This window comes from Shewanella intestini (assembly GCF_018221465.1).
In the GTDB taxonomy this organism is placed as follows: domain Bacteria; phylum Pseudomonadota; class Gammaproteobacteria; order Enterobacterales; family Shewanellaceae; genus Shewanella; species Shewanella intestini.
Window position 1 is genome coordinate 49591 of sequence record NZ_JAAIKR010000014.1, and the last position, 20899, is coordinate 70489.

The 20899-nt window shown below is 40.1% G+C and carries 12 protein-coding genes; 7 read left to right on the forward strand and 5 right to left on the reverse strand.

The window, feature by feature from the left end:
* Positions 1–180: 180 nt before the first annotated feature.
* The 3 genes from G3R48_RS13475 to xylB all read right to left on the reverse strand — a co-directional run bounded on the left by G3R48_RS13475 (position 181) and on the right by xylB (position 4493).
* The gene (locus G3R48_RS13475) at positions 181–1185 is read right to left on the reverse strand and encodes an SMP-30/gluconolactonase/LRE family protein (RefSeq protein WP_153665242.1); all 1005 of its coding nucleotides are present in this window, start codon (positions 1183–1185) and stop codon (positions 181–183) included.
* A gap of 481 nt (positions 1186–1666) precedes the next feature.
* Positions 1667–2986 (reverse strand): xylose isomerase, encoded by a 1320-nt coding sequence (gene xylA, locus G3R48_RS13480; protein ID WP_153665240.1) that lies wholly within the window; start codon positions 2984–2986, stop codon positions 1667–1669.
* 49 nt (positions 2987–3035) lie between these two features.
* On the reverse strand, positions 3036–4493 hold the full coding sequence (xylB, locus tag G3R48_RS13485) for a xylulokinase (protein WP_153665238.1): 1458 nt from the start codon (positions 4491–4493) through the stop codon (positions 3036–3038).
* A 359-nt stretch (positions 4494–4852) separates the two neighbouring features.
* Here xylB and G3R48_RS13490 point away from each other — a divergent pair, with 359 nt between their 5' ends.
* A complete protein-coding gene (locus G3R48_RS13490) occupies positions 4853–5875 on the forward strand; it encodes a LacI family DNA-binding transcriptional regulator (RefSeq protein ID WP_153665236.1) in 1023 nt (340 codons plus the stop codon).
* A 1039-nt stretch (positions 5876–6914) separates the two neighbouring features.
* Positions 6915–9458, forward strand: a complete 2544-nt coding sequence (locus G3R48_RS13495) for a TonB-dependent receptor (protein WP_153665234.1) — start codon at positions 6915–6917, stop codon at positions 9456–9458.
* Between the two features lie 85 nt (positions 9459–9543).
* Here G3R48_RS13495 and gloA read toward each other — a convergent pair whose 3' ends face one another.
* Positions 9544–9954, reverse strand: a complete 411-nt coding sequence (gene gloA / locus G3R48_RS13500) for a lactoylglutathione lyase (protein WP_153665232.1) — start codon at positions 9952–9954, stop codon at positions 9544–9546.
* A 655-nt stretch (positions 9955–10609) separates the two neighbouring features.
* On the opposite strand from gloA, the gene G3R48_RS13505 reads away from it, so the two are divergent.
* From G3R48_RS13505 to G3R48_RS13525, 5 genes are all read left to right on the forward strand, one after another.
* Positions 10610–11197, forward strand: coding sequence for an RNA polymerase sigma factor (locus tag G3R48_RS13505; RefSeq protein WP_153665230.1), 588 nt, complete (start codon positions 10610–10612; stop codon positions 11195–11197).
* Entirely contained in the window at positions 11194–12330 is a 1137-nt protein-coding gene (locus G3R48_RS13510; RefSeq protein ID WP_153665228.1) for a FecR family protein, read from the forward strand. The genes G3R48_RS13505 and G3R48_RS13510 overlap by 4 nt, the downstream gene beginning before the upstream one ends.
* 231 nt (positions 12331–12561) lie before the next feature.
* Positions 12562–15753 (forward strand): TonB-dependent receptor, encoded by a 3192-nt coding sequence (locus G3R48_RS13515; protein WP_153665226.1) that lies wholly within the window; start codon positions 12562–12564, stop codon positions 15751–15753.
* A 134-nt stretch (positions 15754–15887) separates the two neighbouring features.
* Positions 15888–18050 carry a prolyl oligopeptidase family serine peptidase gene (locus G3R48_RS13520; protein ID WP_380714586.1) on the forward strand — a complete coding sequence of 721 codons (2163 nt, stop codon included), beginning with the start codon at positions 15888–15890 and terminating at the stop codon, positions 18048–18050.
* Between the two features lie 95 nt (positions 18051–18145).
* Positions 18146–19801 carry an amidase gene (locus G3R48_RS13525; RefSeq protein ID WP_153665222.1) on the forward strand — a complete coding sequence of 552 codons (1656 nt, stop codon included), beginning with the start codon at positions 18146–18148 and terminating at the stop codon, positions 19799–19801.
* Between the two features lie 446 nt (positions 19802–20247).
* Here G3R48_RS13525 and nth read toward each other — a convergent pair whose 3' ends face one another.
* On the reverse strand, positions 20248–20880 hold the full coding sequence (nth, locus tag G3R48_RS13530) for an endonuclease III (protein ID WP_153665220.1): 633 nt from the start codon (positions 20878–20880) through the stop codon (positions 20248–20250).
* Between the last annotated feature and the right edge of the window lie 19 nt (positions 20881–20899).

A 20899-nucleotide genomic window follows, 5' to 3' on the forward strand; every position in this document is an offset into this window, starting at 1 on the left:
TAAAGGCCGCAACCATTTTCTATGACTAGCCAATAGAGAGTCAGAAAAGCTTGCAGATGCTATGACGCAATAATAACAATAAATTGCCACAGACACCCTTAATTAAATCTCACTACGGTGTTATTTGTGCAGTGCTTGATTCATATCTGCTCACTGGCAAGGTAAAACTGATTGTAACTGTTATTTAAATTGCCCTTTACCTGGCAGTTGAGTTTGTATTTGGTATAGCCCTTTCGCGGTTGTGATCAGTAAGGTTTTGCCATCTTGGCCACCAAAAGCAACATTGGTGACATTCACTTTCAGATCTAGTGTATCGAGACGCTCAGATTGGGGATTAAAAATGTGGATTTTACCGCTTGAGTGACTGGTCGCATATAAGTTACCCGCACAATCTATTGCCATGCCATCAGGGGAGTTTATTGTCATCGTTGAAATGGCCTGACCAACTTGACCTTGTTTGTTAACTGAAAATAAGTGGATGGTATTACTGGCATCGCCCACATACAGCACGCTTTCATCAACTGATAATGCAATGCCATTAGGTTTAATTAACGTGTGGCTGACAAGGGACAAATCACCATCGGCAGTTAATCTGTACACGCCAGTAAATGGAAGTTGTGCCTTGCGGTTACCTAACTGCCAATCTGGATCGGTAAAATAGATACTGCCGTTGCTATGCATAATTAAGTCATTGGGAGAATTAAATTTCGCATTTTTATAATGTGACACTAGCTGTTGCGGTGAATGTTGTGCATCATTCAAACTGATTTTCGTTAACCCACGTGAATAGTGGTTCATGGTAAACAAGTTACCCTTATGGGCTAATAAACCATTACTGCCACTGTTGGCGACAAACAATTTCGGACTTTCGTGCGGTGTATAACGGTAAATATTGGCTTCTGGCCCGTGCGCTTGAGGTCCGTTTATATTCATTTCTGAGAAAAAGAAACTCTGCTCGGTTGATGACCATGTCGGGCCTTCAAGAAACATAAATTCATCGCTAATAAGGTGTAAACTTTGCTTATTAAACGTGGGGGAGTGGCTGGTATCGCAAACTGGTACGGCAATGATTTTATTGTTAGCAAAACTGACAGGGGCAAGCATAAGGTTAAGCACCAAAGCCGTTACAAGAGAAACGTTGTTAATGCGATAACCATGATACCAATACTCAATGGTGATATTCATGCTGCTCCTAAGTATTAAGTGCCAATCAAAGCTAGTGATATCGAATATCAACTGCCGACAACTAAACACGCTTTATTGCGTGTTTAGTTTAGCTAATGCAATGATCTTTTATATTGTCACTTATTGTTAACAGCTTTAATATTTATAGCAAGTGAGTTATATAGGATTTCACCGCAACTGGTGTAAGCGGCTAATTAAGGGCATTTGAGTATGCAGTTAAATTTCCAGTTAGGAAAATTTTACATGCTTTCATCACGTAAACTAAACGAGCTACACGTCGAAGTTGATAGTTGACGTTGTGTATTTAGAGTGCTGAATTAAGAGAATTGAGCAGTATTGGATACTTTGATGGTTAAGATGCTGACAGCTCGAAACAGTGAATGGTATTGCGGTAATAAAAAAGCCAAATCTAATTGATTTGGCTTTTTAGACTAAACGGCTTCGTAGTTATCATCGATACAAAAAGTGAGTAACGATAAGCTTAAACGTAACGGTTAACGATATTTTCTAGCATTTCTTGACGACCAGATACAGAAACAGGGTTAGTATCTTCAGCAAGTACCATTTGTGACAAGCTTTCTAAACTGTGTTTGCCATCAAAGATATCTTTACCTAAGCCTTGTTTCCAACCAGCATAACGTGCGTCAACAAAATCAGCTAATGGGGCATCTTCAATCAGTTTTGCCGCATTCAATAAGGATTTTGCCATGGTGTCCATACCGCCAATATGGCCATGGAAAATATCATCACGTTCACAAGATTGGCGACGCATTTTGGTGTCAAAATTCAAACCACCAGTTTTAAATCCACCTGATTTTAGAATTTCGTACATCACTAAAGTGCATTCTGCCACATCGTTTGGATACTGATCGGTATCCCAACCGTTTTGCATATCACCACGGTTAGCATCAATACTGCCCATAATGCCTTCTGCACACGCGACAGCAATTTCATGATGGAAGCTATGGCCTGCTAATGTTGCATGGTTGCCTTCAATATTGACTTTTACTTCGTCTTGTAAGCCGTGCTTATGTAAAAAACCGGCAACGGTTGCAGTATCATAGTCGTATTGATGTTTAGTTGGCTCTTGTGGTTTTGGCTCAATTAATAATGTGCCTTTAAAGCCAATTTTATGTTTATGCTCAACAACCATTTTTAAGAAACGGGCATATTGCTCACTTTCTTGACGAAGGTCAGTATTAAGTAATGAGTCATAACCTTCACGGCCACCCCAAAGTACATAGTTTTGACCGCCTAAACGGTGAGTCACTTCCATTGCGTGTTTAACTTGTGCAGCGCCATAAGCAAAGACTTCCGGGTTAGGGTTAGTTGCGCCGCCTGCTGAGAAACGTTTATTTGAAAATAGGTTCGCAGTGCCCCAAAGTAGCTGCACACCGGTACGCGCCATTTCAGCTTCTAAGATATCAGCCATGTGGTTAACATTGGCGTGACTCTCTTTTAATGTTGCGCCTTCTGGCGCAATATCGGTGTCGTGAAAACAAAAATATGGCACGCCCAATTTTTCAAAAAACTCAAATGCGGCTTTGGCTTTTTGCTCAGCCAATGCCAGCTGATCACCAACAGGTTGAATCCACGGTCTATCAAAAGTGCCTTCGCCAAAAATATCAAAGCCAGTCGAGCAGAAGTTGTGCCAGTAACAGGCCGCAAAACGTAAATGCTCTTTCATTGTTTTACCTAAAACAATGCGGTTTTCATCATAGTAACGAAAAGCAAAAGGATTGGTAGACTCAGCGCCTTCGAATTTGATTTTTTGTACATTTGGGAAAAACTGTTCGCTCATGGGAGACTCCATTTGAAGCTAACTGATAACATTTAACATGGTGCAGTGATTAAAACTGCGATTTAAGCGCCTGATATAAGGCTGTAAATTTTTTATATTGCTGTTGGTAATAGCGATGCATTTGAGTGTCAACTTCAATGCTGAATTTGTGAGTACCCGCAATGCAAACCGCGTTAGGGTGGAGTTTGTTCACGCCAATACGTGCCAGCCTTGCCGCGCCATAAGCTGGGCCAACTTCACCGCCTTCACAGTAATCTAGTGGGCGATTTAACACGCTAGCTAAAATTTTGCCCCAAAGAGGGCTTTTAGCACCACCGCCTATCACCGACACTTGGTCAATCACTGTGCCGGCATCGAGCAAGGCTTGTTGACCGTCAGCAAAGGCAAAAGCCACACCTTCTAATACTGCGCGGCCAAGCGTAGCGGCATCGGTATTATGGTCTAGGCCAAAAAAGACCCCTTTGGCGTCTGGGTTATTATGGGGGGTGCGTTCGCCTGTCAGATACGGCAAAAATAGCACTTCACAAGGTTGACTAAAATCGAGCTTCTCAACAGCGGCAATCAAGTTCGCTTCGGTGTCAAAGCCGACCAATTTGGTCACCCAAGACAAACAGCTTGCCGCACTTAATACCACCGACATTTGGTGCCAAGTGTCATTAATGCAATGGCAAAAAGTGTGCACTGCGTTATCAGGGTTAGGTAAGTAACTTTCATTGGCAACAAAATACACCCCGGATGTCCCTAAAGACAAAAAGGCTTGTCGAGGATTAATGACGCCAATACCAGCAGCGCCTGCGGCGTTATCTCCGCCACCGGCTACAACGGGAACACTTTGCATTCCCCAGCGCTGGGCAATATTAGGCAAAAGTTGCCCTGTAATATCTGTGCCCTCATATAATGCAGGCATGTGTGATTCGGTTAATGACGTTGCTGCTAACATTGCACTTGACCAACAGCGATTTTTTACATCTAACCATAATGTGCCGGCAGAATCCGACATGTCAGAAGCACAGTCACCAGTCATCAATAAGCGTAAATAATCTTTCGGTAATAAGACTTTGGCTACTCGGTTGAAATTATCGGGTTCGTGTTCTTTTACCCATAGTAATTTAGGTGCGGTAAATCCAGGCATCGCAATGTTGCCGGTAATATTACGGCTATTTGGTTCGTTTTGTTCAAGCGTTTTGCATTGCGGCGCACTGCGACCGTCATTCCATAATATGGCCGGACGAATAACCTTGTTTTGGCTATCTAACAAGGTTGCACCGTGCATTTGACCAGATAAACCAATCCCTTGGACTTGAGCTAATAACTCAGGATGTTGGGATTTTATATCGTCAATGGCGTCACAAGTGGCTTGCCACCAATCTTGTGGATTTTGCTCAGACCATAAAGGGAAGGGGCGAGATACGCTCAACGCTGAGCTTGCTTGGGCCAGCAAGGTATCTTGATTGTCTAAAATGATCACTTTGACACCTGATGTGCCTAAATCGATTCCAAGAAACATAAAGTAAGTCCACCTGCCATATAACCATTCATTGAAATTGAACTACCGATTAAGGTAGGAATTGTTATTTTGTTAGCGCTAACATTTTGGGTGGAGATTAGCATTTAGATTGTTTTGTTACAAGGATAGAAGTCGATCAAATTACGTTTTTAATAACAATGGCAATACGACTAAAAAGAGGTCAATAAAGCTGTACTATGTAAGTGTTGACATTATTTTCAAGTGTAACAATGTACTACAAGCATATTGATCCCCGTTGCATATTAGTTACAATATTCATCATAGGTTAGCGTTAACAAAAATGTGTTTGATTTTGCGAACGCGCAGACGAATAATTTTGTGATCATGATAGGAAAATAATGGTAGATCCAAAAAGGGCACGTTTAAAAGATGTCGCTCAACGCGCTGGCGTATCGATGATGACCGTCTCAAGAGTACTGAATCAAGACGACAAGGTGAGTGCTAAAACCCGGGAAAAGGTGTTGTCTATTGCCAACAGTATGGGATATCGCCCCAATGTGTCAGCACGCAGATTAGCCAGTAATAAGTCGTTTTTTATTGGTTTACTGTATGACAACCCCTCGCAAGCTTATATCAGCCAGTTCTTATTGAGCGCATTACATAGTTGTCGCAGCAAAGGGTATCACTTGATTGTTGAGAAGGCAGATGATGACATTGAAAATACCTTGATATCCATCAAGCAGCTAATTGATGAAACCCAAATGGATGGGATGATTTTATTACCACCAGTTTGCGATGATAAAGCGATTTTATCGTACTTAAAGCAAGTGAACATGCCTTTTGTCAGAATTGCCCCAGACAGTGATTTAACCTTATCGCCTTATATTTGTATGGATGATTACCAAGCCGCCTTTGATGTTACTGAGCAGCTTATTCAAGCAGGGCATAGCAGAATTGCCCATATTATTGGTGATTTAAAGCAAGGTGTGAGTCGGCTTCGATACCAAGGGTTTCTCGATGCGCTGCGTTCTAATCAAATCACCGTTGCGCCTGAATATATTATAAATGGCAGTTTTACTTATCAATCAGGCATGCAAGCAAGCGCTGCATTACTTGACTTACCTCTGCGGCCAACGGCTATTTTTGCCGCTAATGACGAGATGGCCGCAGCAGCTATTTCTGTAGCGCAAAGCCGGGGGCTAAATGTGCCAAACGATGTCGCCGTTGTGGGCTTTGATGATACGCAACTGGCCACAATTGTATGGCCACATATCACCACAGTGAAGCAGCCCATTGATGACATGGCACATGTGGCGATATCGGTGTTAACTGCTGATGAGCCCTATGATGGCACTCACAGTCAGGCCAGGCATGTTTTAGATTTTGAAATCGTCCATCGTGGCTCTTCATTGACGAAATGAACTTAAATGCAATGTTGCCAGCTATATGGCCGCTTGCTGGCAATAAAGGTCTTCTAAAAATAAAGAGTTAATAATCAAGCAATCACATTATTTAAGTAATAAGTCGAAACTCTTTCCATTAAATTACATTCAACCCCATGTTTCCACTTTCTATTTAAAATATATAGCGTGATTAATTATTGTTTTAGGTTTCAATGAATCACTTTTAACTTAATTACTGGCTAGCGTTTAAATTAACCGCTAATCAGTAACATTTTTGGTTGTTAATTGATCGCGGCATGGTGTAGGAAGTGGCGATAATTAAAATCTGAAATAAAGCATTATTCGCGAATAAATGCCCCTATAGAGAATTTAACTCAGCAAATTAAATGAATATTTATTCAATCTACTCACTTTAAAAACTCGTCATGCCTGACATTTTGAGTTTTTACATGCATGTCTTATTGAATGGTTAAACGGTCACAAATGGTTACAGTTTGATTTTATTTGGTTTATTTGTTTTATTTTCGTCGAGATATGTTGGTTTTATTCTGATTATTCTTGTTAGAGTACAATGTATTTCCCTGTGGAATAAAAATGATTCCTATTTATAAAAATATATTTTTAGTCATAGTTTTTTGTATCATACTGTTTATTAAAGATTTATGTGTTTTTTTTATTATATTAAACCCTGCTTTAATAGTTTGTTTATTGAGCATGGCTTAATAAATAAAATCCCCGCTATCAATTGTGATCTATATCTCAATTTTCGAAATTTAAAATGTATCAAATGTTACAATTGATTGTGCTGTAATTGAATTTAAATATTCTCCATTAGCGAATTAACTTATTGTAAGTTGATTATTTTGCGCTGAGTAATAAATATAAATCAATTATTTTAACTTATACGAAAATCTCATTAACAAAAAAGACGTTTAATGTTAAATATTTTGGGTTTGACGAATTAGCCTCGGTTATACAGTATCAATGCAGACGTCCAAATGTATATTTACTTAAAAGACGCGATGAAAATATTTTGAAGCTAGGGAGCTTAATCGAAATGAACCGTAAGACATTATTGGCCACAAGCATTAAAAGCGCATTGATCGCTTCTATTGCGGCAACCACCACTTTATCTATTAATGCCAATGCTGATGAATCTGCAAATAATGTAGAACGGATTGCCGTTACTGGCTCACGTATCCAACGTCAAGATATGGAAACAGCATCACCTGTTACCGTTTTAGATGCTGCAGCCATTAGCGAAGAAGGCTTTACTTCTGTTGATCAGCTTTTGCAAGCACAAACCTCTATGGCAGGTAATGCTATTGGTTCTGCATCAAATAATGGCGCACAAGGTGTCGCTCAAGTTGATCTACGTGGTATGGGCGCACAACGTACATTAGTGTTACTTAATGGTCGGCGAATGGTTAACTCAGGGGCAGGTGCCGATAGCGCAGTTGACTTAAATTCAATCCCTGTGGCAATGATTGCGCGCGTAGAAATTCTAAAAGATGGGGCTTCTGCTGTTTATGGTTCTGATGCAATTGCTGGTGTAGTTAACATCATCACCAAAAAAGATTTCGATGGTCTGCAACTTGATGTGAAAGGCGGTGCCAGTGATAAAGGTGATGGCGAAAATGGTGAGATTAGTGGTTTATATGGTGTAGACACTGATTCAGGTAACTACACATTTGGTCTAGCATATTCACGTCGTGATGAAGTGATTCAATCTGACCGTGATTGGACGGAGCCTGGACAAAGCTCATTTATTCCTTCAGGTAGCTTTGGTGGTAAAGTGCAAGATGCCTCTGGCCATTGGGTCGATCGCAACACAAGCTACGATTACACGACAACCAGTTATTATCAAACGCCGAGTAAACGCTACAGTGCGTTTGCCAATATGACACAAGATATAGGTGAAGACATGACCTTAACGGGTGATATGATCTACACCAAGCGTAAATCCGGTCAACAACTTGCGCCTGAACCAGTCGATCTCATGCTAAATGTCTGTGACCCTAAAAATACCCCATCAGCAGGTTGCATGGATTTAACACCAGCAATGGTCGCTGGTGGTATTCAAGCTGATGATACCGGCCGTGTTAATTATCGTCGTCGTATGAGTGATGTTGGTCCGCGCGGTTATTCACAAGACACCGATACGTTACGTCTCTCGACAGCGCTTGCAGGTTCAATCGATGTTAATAACGGCATGGATTGGGATATCTCATATACTTATGGCTATAACAAAGCACACACGAATGTGGCTAATTCAATCAATGCAACTAAGTTAAGTGCTTCAGTTTATGCCAATACTGATCAGTGGATGAGTGGTCAATCCCTTGATGCTGCCACTTTACAAGATGTAAGTTATTACGAACAAGCTGAAGGCGGTAATGAACAGCATACGGTATCAGCGAGTTTAACAGGTGATTTATTTGACGTTAGTGCCGGTTCTGTTGGATTCTCAATTGGCGCGGAATATCGCCACGATAGTGGCTACCAAACACCTGATCAAGTCGTTATTAATGGCGATAGCTCGTCTGCACAGCAAGCGCCTACAAAAGGCAGCTACAGCGTAGTCTCTGTGTTTGAAGAAGTGAGCGTGCCATTTACTGAAAAACTAAACGGTGACTTTGCTCTACGTTATGATGATTATTCAACATTCGGTCATGCTGCAACGTGGAAAATTGGATTAACGTATGAAGCGACTGATGATTTAATGCTTCGCACCGTCGCGGCAACGGGGTTCCGTGCTCCTAGTGTAAGTGAACTATATGGCGGTAATACAGGTTCTTATGAATACTTATCAGACCCTGCAGGCGTTGCCAAAGATCCACAGATTCTTGATAACTGGACTTCAGATGAACATCTTCAACCTGAAAAATCTGAGTCATACACGGCTGGTTTAGTTTATTCACCAAGCTTTGTTGACGGTTTATCCTTAACGCTTGATTACTGGCGCTTTAAAGTCGAAGATTCTATTTCAAGAATCGACACCCAAGACTATATGAATCGTTGTTATGCAGGTGATACTGGTGCATGTGACACGATTAACATCACTGCTGATAATGCACAAAAGGGGGATTGGACTGGTTTGACTAACCAATTAACCAATGTTGGTGCTGAAGACACGTCAGGCTTAGATTTCAACCTAAACTATCACTTTGAAGCGTTTAATTTAGATTGGAAAGTGAATAACGATACCACTTACTTAATTGAGCACGAAACTGATAATACTGATTATGCTGGTACTATTGATGGCAACTTTGGTGCGTACGCTCGCGTTCGTAACAACTTTAAAGTCCAAGCTGGCGCAGGCGATTGGACTGTTGCTTATACAAACCGTTTAATTGGTGCGATGAACGAACCCGCTGCAGTTGATTATGTTGGCTATAACAATTCAACAAGCGCAGCGTTATACCATAACGTAGTTGGAACATACGATTTAACTGACGCAATGACGTTGACTTTAGGTGTTAAAAACTTCACGGATAAAACACCTGAACGCGTAGTCAGTGGCTCTGATGGTGGTACATCACCAGATATCTTTGACCCAGTGGGTCGTCAATACTATGCCGGTTTCTCAATGAAACTGTAAGTTGATTTAAGCCCTATAAAAAGCCAGCATTTGCTGGCTTTTTTGTCGGTATAACTTTTGGGTAAAATGTAAATAAGCGCCTAAATTAACCCAGCGCATCCATTGCCGCACTTTGTTGAATCAATTCAATCTTATAACCATCAGGGTCTTCAACAAACGCAATTTCTGAGGTGCCACCAGCAACAGGACCGGGTTCACGCACAACCTTACCACCCGCGTTGGCAATTGCTTTACAGCTCATATAAATGTCATCGACACCAATGGCAATATGACCAAATGCATTGCCATGTTCATAACTTTCAGTACCCCAGTTATAGGTTAATTCAATGACAGCTTGCCCTGTTGATTCTTCACCAAAACCAACAAATGCCAAGGTGTATTGATAATCAGGGTTTTCAGATTTGCGTAATAACGTCATACCAAGTACGTCAGTATAAAAAGCAATGCTTTTTTCAAGATTTCCAACGCGGATCATAGTGTGCAGTAGTTGTGACATAGTAGGCTTCTTTATTAGTTAATTAATGCTGTTGGTTTTAAAGGAGTAGGTTGGCTGTTGTTTATAATAAAAACCATGTTTAAGTTCACATTTATTCCCACTAAAGATAGGAATATAGGTTCGAATGGTTATTATTTAACAATATTAAATGGAGACAATAAAAATGACAACCGAACTAAAAATGGCTCTAGGCATTACTGTCGCAATTGCACTGTTTTTTAGCATATTCTTTGTATCAATGTTTTAAATCTAACAACTGAATCTTTTAGGATTCAAAATTATAAAAAGCCGCCATTGCGGCTTTTTTTATGGCATAAATTTGGCCAAGGAAAATGCATCTGCAAGGGATGCTTTATCTTTAAACTCACATCGTGCCTCAATCAACTCCCTACCACTGTGTGATTTCCTTGCTAAGCAGGTATAACGGCCGTGGAGAATAAATCAGTGATGTGCATCTACGTTATACTCAGTCAGCGCAACACCTTCAGTCATTTGCATTATCGCTATCTACTGTCCTAGCAAAAAAACAAAATGTATGTTGTTTGTGAAAATAATGTAAAAAAATTGCATTTAAAGCTTCGGTATTTCTATTTGAAGTTGTTATGATGGATTAAGTTCGATTTTTAGCTCTAAAATAGACCTAGTAGGCGACAATATGACTCAAGATTCACGGAAGAAGCTCTCTGTGGTTACCCGCGCATTTATTGAAAACAGCACCTTTATCAAACATTTTCTTAGACGATTTTTACACTCTCAACAAGATATTGAAGATGTTGCACAGCAAGCCTACCTTAAGGCTTACTGTGCAGAACAAGTAAAAGCTATCGAGCATCCTAAATCTTATCTTTTTACCATCGCCAAAAATATCGCAGTTAATGAGCTAACCAAGAAATCAAATAAAATCACTGAATACCTTGAAGAATGCGATGACTCCGTCTCCATGGCGTCAAGCACAACTGTGGAGAGCGAAGTTGAAGCTGAGCAATCGTTAGGGATTTATTGTGATGCAGTCGCTGCACTTCCGCAAACATGCCGTAGAGTATTTTTACTTCGTAGAGTACATGGTTTAAAACAACGTGAAATAGCTGAGGTGTTGGGTGTATCGCTGCGAAACGTAGAAATGCATTTGCAAAAAGGGACGTTAAAATGTCGGGAGTTTGTTAGAAATAAGCAAAAAATTGAGGGACTAACCAATGATGATTGGCAAAATACCCAACGCTCTCAAAAAGGGAGGAAAATATGAAAAACATTTTAGCGTTTCCATCAAAGCATCCCTTTAACAAAGAAGTCATTGAACAAGAGGCTGTCGAATGGTTAGTAAAACTTGATTCCGATATCGAGCCTACTGACGATGAATTACAGGCACTCAAGCAGTGGATGAGTCGAAGCCCTGCACATGCCCAAGAAATTAAAAGCCTCAATGTGTTTACCAATAACTTGCTTATTTTAACAGAGCTTAACATTCCACTTGTTAAACCAGAGCCCAAAGCACCTGTGATAAAACGCACCCTATTATCAGGTCGCTCATGGGGGGTAGCAGCAAGTATGATGGGCTTCATGTTGATGTTGCAGCAATTGCTGCTTCCGATAGCGTTCTTTGGTGAAGACATCGAAAGTTCGAACGGTTACTACGCTTCAGCGATAGGTAAACATACTTCTATTCCTTTACAAGATGGCTCAACGGTTGTGTTAAATACCAATAGTCGAATAAAAGTGGATTACACCGAGGGATTTCGCAATATCCATCTCATTCAAGGTGAAGCACACTTTGAGGTGGCTAAAAATAAACAGCGGCCTTTTAGGGTTTTCGCTGGTAAAGGACGAGTAGAGGCATTAGGCACTGCATTTACAGTTTACCTGCGTAAAGAAGACGTAGAAGTATTAGTTACAGAAGGAAAAGTTGAATTAGCTGAACTTAATACAACCGCACAAGTGGCCCAGTCAATAGACGATACCCGTTCACTTGATGCTCAAAACCAGCAAGACCCTGCACTTTATCTAGCGATTCCAGTCAAGCAATTTGGCATTTTAGAAGCGGGTGAAGGTGCGACTATGTTTGTTTCTCACCGTAGCGATGTCAAGGCATCTAGAGTTAAAGTTGAAGCCATGGACGATAAAGAACGACAACGTCGAGACAGCTGGCGACAAGGTTTTGTTGTTTTCACAGGAGATACACTTGATGAAGTTGTTGCGGAAATTAGTCGCTACAGCCCTGTTGAAATTGAAATTATCGACCCAGAATTGAAAAAAATTAGAATAGGCGGCCAGTTTAAAATTGGCGATTTGGAAAGTTTGTTCGATACACTTGAATTTAACTTCGGCCTAAATATTACAAGATTAAAAAACAGACGAATAGAAATTAGTGCCAAGAAATAAAAGTAGTGTTAACGGTAGTGTTAACGGTAGTGTTAATTAATGCAGGTAAAAATGTCGACGTTTAAATTTTGAAGCCTTAGATTCATTTGGTCTTAAGTCTTTTGAATGTAGTTTAGCTATTTCAATAAAAAAAATTAAATCTTTGCTTCGGTATTTAGTCTCTCATTTGTCCCAATAGTGACGAGATCGCAATCAAGCATAATTTATAATAAATGGTAGCGGGTATTTCGTATGCAAAGTAGAAGTAAGGGATGGCATAAAAAACTGGGCGTTTGGGCACTGTTTATTTGGACACTGTGCGTACCGATGTATGTTCAAAGCCAAACAAACGTAAGTAATAATATAAACGTTCAGCTGTATTTTGTGAATATCCCTCAAGCTAATGCTGCTCAAGCACTCAATTTGTTAGCTAAGCAAACAGAAGCATTACTTATCTTTCCATACGATATTGCTGAATCCAGAACGGCCAAAGCCGTTAGTGGTAACTATTCCATCAAGGAAGCGCTAGATCTTTTATTAAATGATTCTGGACTAATTGCGGAGATCTCTGATAGGGGCGTTATTCGGGTTAGTATCGAGAATAACGTTGAAATATCTAATAAAAAGAGAAACAACGTGAAAACACAAAAGACGATATTAGCTACTTTATTCGCTGCATTATTTACAACTACCTCAACCGTCAATGCTGAAGAAAGTGACGCAAAAGAAGAAACGGTTGAAAAAATTGAAGTAACCGGCTCCCGATTAACAAGAAGCACATTTGATGCACCAAGCCCAACGACGACTGTTGATGCTGAAACAATTCAAATGACTGGAGCACTCAATATTAACGACCTTTTATCTTCAATGCCTCAGTTTTCACAAGGCTTTGACTCGACAACAGGTAACTACTCATTTGGTAATTCAGGTCTTAATGCCCCTAACCTTCGCGATTTAGGTGTAACAAGAACATTAAACTTAGTTAATGGTAAACGCCCAACACCAATGACCACTGACGATAACATTATGATCACCGATATCGGTGTCATTCCATCTGAGCTTATTGAACGTGTAGAAATAATGACCGGTGGCGGCTCTGCCGTTTACGGCTCAGATGCTATTGCAGGTGTTGTTAATTTTATTTTGAAAAAAGACTACGAAGGGACATCATTTCGCACACAAGCCGGCACGACCGAAGCAGGAGGTGGTGAGACGCAATCTTTTACATTGACGCACGGTTTTAATTTTGATGATAAACGCGGTAACATCAGCGGTTCAGTTGATTTTTTCAACCAAGAAGCACTGCCTTATTCAGAACGACCTGGTGCAGCGAACCATACACGTTACATTAAAAACCCTGAAGACACGGGGCCCGATGATGGCATTTTCGACAATATTATTGGCCATGATTTAGGCTATGCCTATTGGAGTTCAGATAACAGAACATTACCGATACTTGATTATAATACAGGCAATTATTATCAAGTAGATGAGCAGGGCAATACGGTATTAAGTACACCCGCTGATCAAGTCGACGCAGGGTGGATCACTAAAGATGGCAGCGGCTATGATCCGCATAGCTACAATTTAGCGGTAAGCCCATATAAAAGAATGAATGCATACGCTCAATTAAACTATGAATTTGACGATATCAGCTTGTCGGCTGATGTTATGTTTTCAAAGTCTGAATCTGAAGATAAAGTCGATCCAGCATATTCAAGTGCTTGGACTCAACTTAGTTACTTAGAGTGGTATGGCATTGATGTACCACAATCCGTTTCTGATCAATTTGGCGCAAATGACTGGCTTTTCATTCAACCTACATTTTACACCGCTGGTGCTCGCGGTCACTCTACTGACAGAACGTTTTTTGCCACCAGCTTAACGCTTGAAGGTTCCATTAATCACAATTGGAGCTGGGATGTTTACGTATCAACGGGTTTGACTAAAAGTGATTTAGAAGTCACCAATTACGTTAGAACTGACCGCTACGATGCAAACTCATTTAGTGCAATAGGCGAATGTCAAGATACTGGTACTTGTCCAGCGTACAATCCTTTTGGACCGGCCTCACAAGATTTTCTAGATTATATTTTGTCGGACAGTTCAGCAGAAACTAATGTTAAAAATCACAGTTTTGCAGCCAATATTTCAGGTGAACTTTTTGAACTTCCTGCCGGTTATGTTCAAGTCACAGCCGGTGTTGATTTTCGCTATGAAAGTTTAGATTATCAACCTGCAGCACTATGGAACAGTGGTAATTTAGACGGGACGCTTAAGTCACCGGTTGATGATAAAAGCCGTAATATTCAAGAAATTTATGGTGAAATTTTAGTCCCTCTTGTCAGTGACGTCGCTTTCGTTAAAAACTTGGAAATTGAAGGTGCTGTGCGCTCTGCATCATATTCTACTGAATCTTCAAGTTTTATTAGTTCAAAGCTAGGTCTAAACTGGGCAATTAATGACAGTGTTCGCTTTCGTTCAACTTATTCAAAAGCAACAAGAGCACCACAGCTAGGAGAATTATTTAATGGTGAAACCATTGGCTTTGAAAATTTAATAGACCCTTGTGATATTGAACAAATTACAGGTGGTCCTGCCGATGGCCGTCGTGAAATCAATTGCAGAGCACTTGGCATTGAAGACGGTTGGCAATCAAACCTTGTAGGCGCAACGGGCCAAGTTAGAAGTGGGGGCAACCCAGACTTGAAAGAGGAAGAAGCAACGACCTTTTCTGCAGGCTTTGTATTTCAACCAACCTTTATTGAAAACTTAAGGGTGTCTGTTGACTATTACGACATAGACTTAACCGACATGATCGTTAACTTTGGCGCATCAACGATGTTAAGCAACTGCGTCGACTCAGAAACAATTGATAATGATTTTTGTGGATTAGTTTCCCGTGAAGCCGATGGTCACGTAAATTATGTTTATGATACTGCCATCAATGCAGATAGAGCGGTGCGTAAAGGCTATGATGTAGAAGTATCGTATTTATACGAGATGGGCTCTGCCGGTTCTTTAAATGTAAACCTGATGGGAACACGACAATTAGAGAAGTCTTATTCACAATATAATTACCTCACCGAAGAGTTAGAAGAGTATGACTACTTAGGTTTGTTCGCTTCACCGGAAATAAAAGCCGATCTTTTACTTACTTACCGTTTGAATGATTTAAGTGCCCGATGGACAACTAAATTTACAGAAGGGGGGGATCATACCGATGATGTTTCTGAAGAGCTTTATGAAAAGTTAGAGGTTGAAGATTCTATCGTTCATAATTTGTGGGTTGGCTATGATATCAATTCCTCTCTTAACGTGTATGCAGGGGTGAATAATGTGGCTGATAAAACCTGGTTAGATCACCCATGGACAGCGTGGGGACCTCAAAATTACTCGCTATTAGGTCGTAGTTATTACGCCGGTCTTAATTACAACTTTTAATCCATCTATCATAATTGATTATATTTTATTAGTGCAATCAACACATTAAGTGTTGGTTGCGTCTAATAATGTGTAAAAAATTATTTACCCTGTTTCATCATTGAGCGCAGTCGAGAACCATAATGAAAAATACAATGAATCTATTCATCAGCGCCTTCGTATTTTGTGCACTCACTACCGGTTGCATGGAAAACACACTAAATACACCAACTTCGTTTAAAGTAAAATCGGCTGATGTCAATGAACACCTTCTTTACCCTCAAACAGTGAAAAGCAAGGTTGTTGATAGCTATTTTGACGAAAAAGTTGCTGATCCTTACCGCTGGTTAGAGGACGACTTAAGCCAGGAAACAGCCAATTGGGTAAATGCTCAGAACACTGTAACTGCTAATTATTTAGCACAAATTCCTTATCGTGACTCAATCAAAAAACGTCTTAGTACGCTATGGAACTATGAAAAAGTTAGCGCACCATTTAAAGAAGGCGAGTATACCTATTTTTATAAAAACGATGGTTTACAGAACCAGTTTGTTTTATATCAACAAAAAGAAAATGGTAAAGCAGACGTTTTTTTAGACCCAAACCAATTCAGTGAAGATGGTTCGACTTCACTAAGTTATGTCAGCTTTTCTAAAGACGGCTCATTGGCCGCTTATGCTATATCAGAAGGTGGCAGTGATTGGCGCAAAATATTCATCATTGATGTTGAAACGAAAAAGCAATTAGAAGCACCATTAGAAAATATTAAATTTTCTGCAATTTCTTGGTACAAAAACGAAGGGATTTACTACTCAAGTTATGAAAAGCCCAAAGGCAGTGAATTGTCAGCTAAAACAGATCAACATCGTTTGTTTTATCACAAATTAGGGCAAGTACAAAAAGATGATCTTGTTATATATGGTGATACACCACAACAGAAGCACCGTTATGTTGTGGGTCGCGTAACTAAAGATGACCGTTATTTGTTAATTAATGGCGCAATGTCAACCTCAGGTAACGACCTGTACTTGAAAGATTTAACCAAGCCAAACAGTCCACTAATGACTTTAAGAAACAATTTTGATGCAGACACAGACCTCATCGACAGTGAAGGTGACACGCTTTACTTTGTCACTAACTTAAATGCACCTAACAAAAAAGTTGTGGTCGTTGACGCAACATCCCCAGGATCCGAACACTGGCAAGATCTCATCCCTGAAACTGAACATGTATTGTCAATATCGAAAGCGGGTGGCTTTTTCTTTACTGAATATATGGTGGATGGGATTTCTAAAGTTTATCAATATGACTACGAAGGCAACAAAGTACGTACTTTAGCATTGCCAGGGGTTGGAAATACAAGCTCAATACAAGGTAGAGAAGATGATAAAACCCTTTATTACTCCTTTAATAACTATAAAACGCCGCCAACCATTTATAGTTACAATCCAGAAAATGGTCTAAGCGAAGTCTATAAAAAGTCTGGTTCTACATTTAATAGCGACGCTTTTGAATCTAAACAAGTCTTTTTCAAATCGAAAGACGGTACCTCGGTACCAATGATTATAACCTACAAAAAAGGCGTAGCGCTTAATGGAAAAAATCCTACGTTGCTATATGCATATGGTGGCTTTAACACTAGCTTAACACCACGATATCGCCCTATAGATGCCGTGTGGATGGAGTTAGGTGGTATATACGCTGTCGCGAATATACGTGGAGGTGGCGAATACGGTAAAAAGTGGCATCACGCGGGGATTCAATTTAACAAGCAAAATGTATTCGATGACTTTATTGCAGCTGCTGAGTACTTAATCGCAGAAAAATATACTTCAAGCGACTATTTGGCCATCAATGGTGTTTCTAATGGCGGCTTACTTGTTGGGGCGGTAATGACGCAACGACCCGATTTGATGCAGGTCGCAATTCCGGCGGTAGGTGTATTAGACATGCTTAGATATCATAAGTTTACTTCGGGTGCTGGCTGGGCGTACGACTATGGCACGTCTGAGCAAAGTAAAGAAATGTTCGAATATTTAAAAGACTATTCACCACTACATAATGTCAAAGATGGAGTGAATTACCCTGCAACAATGATCACTACGGCAGATCATGATGATCGTGTTGTTCCTGCTCACTCATTTAAGTTTGCTGCAGAGCTTCAAGCTAAGCAAGGCAGTCATGATCCCGTGTTAATTCGAATTGAAACTAATGCAGGCCATGGAGCGGGTATTCCCGTTGCCAAAACAATCGACCTATATGCAGACATTTACTCGTTTATTCTATTCAATATGGGGATGACCACCTTGGAACAATAAGTGAATAAAATGCATCACCATCATTCGTCAATTGTAGTGATTAGCACAAAAGAAAATGACCTTATTGCCCATTCTTCCATTAAAGGGACACGACAATGAATCGCTTTATCGCTCGAAAGATTAATTTAGCTCATGTACAGCAAAGTGACGTTTTATTATTTGCCAGCCTACTATTATTTGTGTTTGCTATTTCCGGTTGTCAGTCAGTTGGTACTAATCAACCACCAAAACGAAAGGCATCTGACGACAACTCGCAGACATCCCAATATCAACAAATGGATAAAGTGACAAGCAATTTAAACATTCTAGAATTACAGCAGTTAATGGCAACAGATAAGCTCACAGCTCAACAGTTAACAAAATTTTATTTAAAACAAATAGCAATTAAAAATCCAGAACTTAACGCTGTTATTACCGTCAACCCTAATGCCATTAGCATTGCGCGCTCACTTGATGCACAAAGAGCGGCAGGTGATGTACGTGGACCGCTTCATGGCATTCCTATTTTAATTAAAGACAATATCGAAACCCAACAGATGGCCACTACCGCAGGCTCTTTGGCACTTGCAGATAACTTTACCAAAAGGGATGCGACTTTAGTTAAAAAGCTAAAGGCGGCAGGTGCTATTATTCTTGGAAAAACAAACTTAAGTGAATGGGCTAATTTTCGCTCAAACAGGTCGTCATCTGGCTGGAGCGCTGTTGGAGGGCAAACTCGCAATCCACATGATATGACGCGCACTGCTTGCGGTTCAAGCTCTGGCTCTGGTGCTGTCGTTGCGGCAAATATGAGTGTTGCTGCTATTGGCACCGAAACGAATGGGTCTATGACTTGCCCTGCTTCAGCAAATGGCATTGTCGGCCTTAAACCTACTGTAGGCAGTGTCAGTCGCATGGGAATCGTACCAATCTCTTATACGCAAGATACCGCAGGTCCAATGACTAAAAATGTCACAGATGCGGCGATTATTATGAATGCAATGACGGGTGTCGACGCGCAAGATAAAGCCACTGAACGGTTAAAAGACACACCGTTAAGTATATCTATACCAAATACAACATTTAGCTTGGCAGGTAAACGTATTGGCATTTTGTATTCTAGCGCACTTGCCCATGAGGGCGTGAATCGAGTGTTTGAACAAGTGAAACAGCAATTTCAAAATCAAGGGGCTATTTTAGTCGAAGGGCTCAGCACTCATCCATACAATGGATTTTATCAAGACAGCTATGAGGTTTTGCTTTATGAATTCAAAGCTGGCCTGAATCAATACTTTTCTAAACTGCCAAACAAGAACAATCAGTTAACGCTAGAAAAAATTATTCAGTTTAATCAGCGAAATAAAGAAACTGAAATGCAATATTTTCTACAAGAAAAATTTGATAACGCGCAAATGAAAGGGCCTTTGACAGAGAGTCAGTACATAGAGGCACTTTCGAGAATAAAAACTGCAACACGTGAGCAGGGGATAGATAAACTCATCAAAGACAATAATATCGATATTTTGATGACAGCAACGCTAACGCCGGCGTGGAAAATTGATTTGCTCAATGGCGATAACTACAAAGGTTATTTTTCGACATACCCAGCGATTGCAGGTTACCCCCATTTGACCTTACCTATGGGAGATGTACACGGTATGCCAGTCGGTTTGTCTTTTACCGCTGAAGCGATGAGCGAGCAAAAGTTACTTAATTATGCATATGTTTATGAACAGATTAAAAAAGAAAAGGTTAGGACGTCTTTAAAATAAAAGATAAAAGGTTTTTCTGTTAAATTAATCGACACAATCAATTAAACCAATACTTATCATTTCTATGAAATCTATGAAATCTATGAAATCTATGAAATCTATGAAATCTATGACATTGACAAAAATAGTTAATACTTTGATTTAATTGTGGTTAATTTATGAACAAATACAGGTTTACTCGAAGATAAGCACACTATAAGTGAAATTGTTAAAGACAACGCCGACGCTTTTGATGATTCATGCTGTTTTTATGTTTAGGATAACAAGATAATAATTTTTAATCACAAAGCGTAATGGATATGACTATAACGTCAATAAGTAGACGTTATTAATGACCTTGCAGTCATGACATGATGATAAGGCCTGAATGTGATTGGAGTGAGGTACTTTTGATGTTGAGCATGAATTTTTCGCTCACCCGTTCGTTGTTCGTCCTAAGCAGATGTTTACTCAGTTTTATCTTTAAACTCACAAAGGTCCTCAATCAAGCAGCTACCACAGCGTGGTTTCCTTGCTAAACAGGTATAACGGCCGTGGAGAATAAACCAGTGATGTACATCCACTTTAAACTCTGCTGGGGTGACTTTAAGCATTTTTTCTTCTACTTGGTCAACATTTTTGCCCATGGCAAACTTTGTGCGGTTGGCCATTCTAAAAATATGGGTATCAACAGCAATAGTCGGCCAGCCAAAGGCGGTATTAAGTACCACATTGGCCGTTTTTCTTCCCACACCGGGTAAGGCTTCAAGTGCCTCTCGGTTTTGTGGCACTTTACCTTGATGAAGGTTAATGAGCATTTCACAGGCTTTAATAACGTTAACCGCTTTATTGTTATATAACCCAATGGTTTTAATATAACTTTTTAGGCCATCGACACCTAAATCAAAAATAGCTTGCGGGGTGTTCGCCACTTGAAATAACTTGTCGGTGGCTTTATTGACGCTAACATCGGTTGCTTGGGCAGACAAGGTGACTGCCACTAATAACTCAAATGGACTTGAAAAATTTAGCTCTGTTTCGGGCTTTGGGTTGTTGTCTCTTAGGCGAGTGAGTATGTCATAGCGCTTTTTGTTATTCATTATTATTAACTCTATGTCT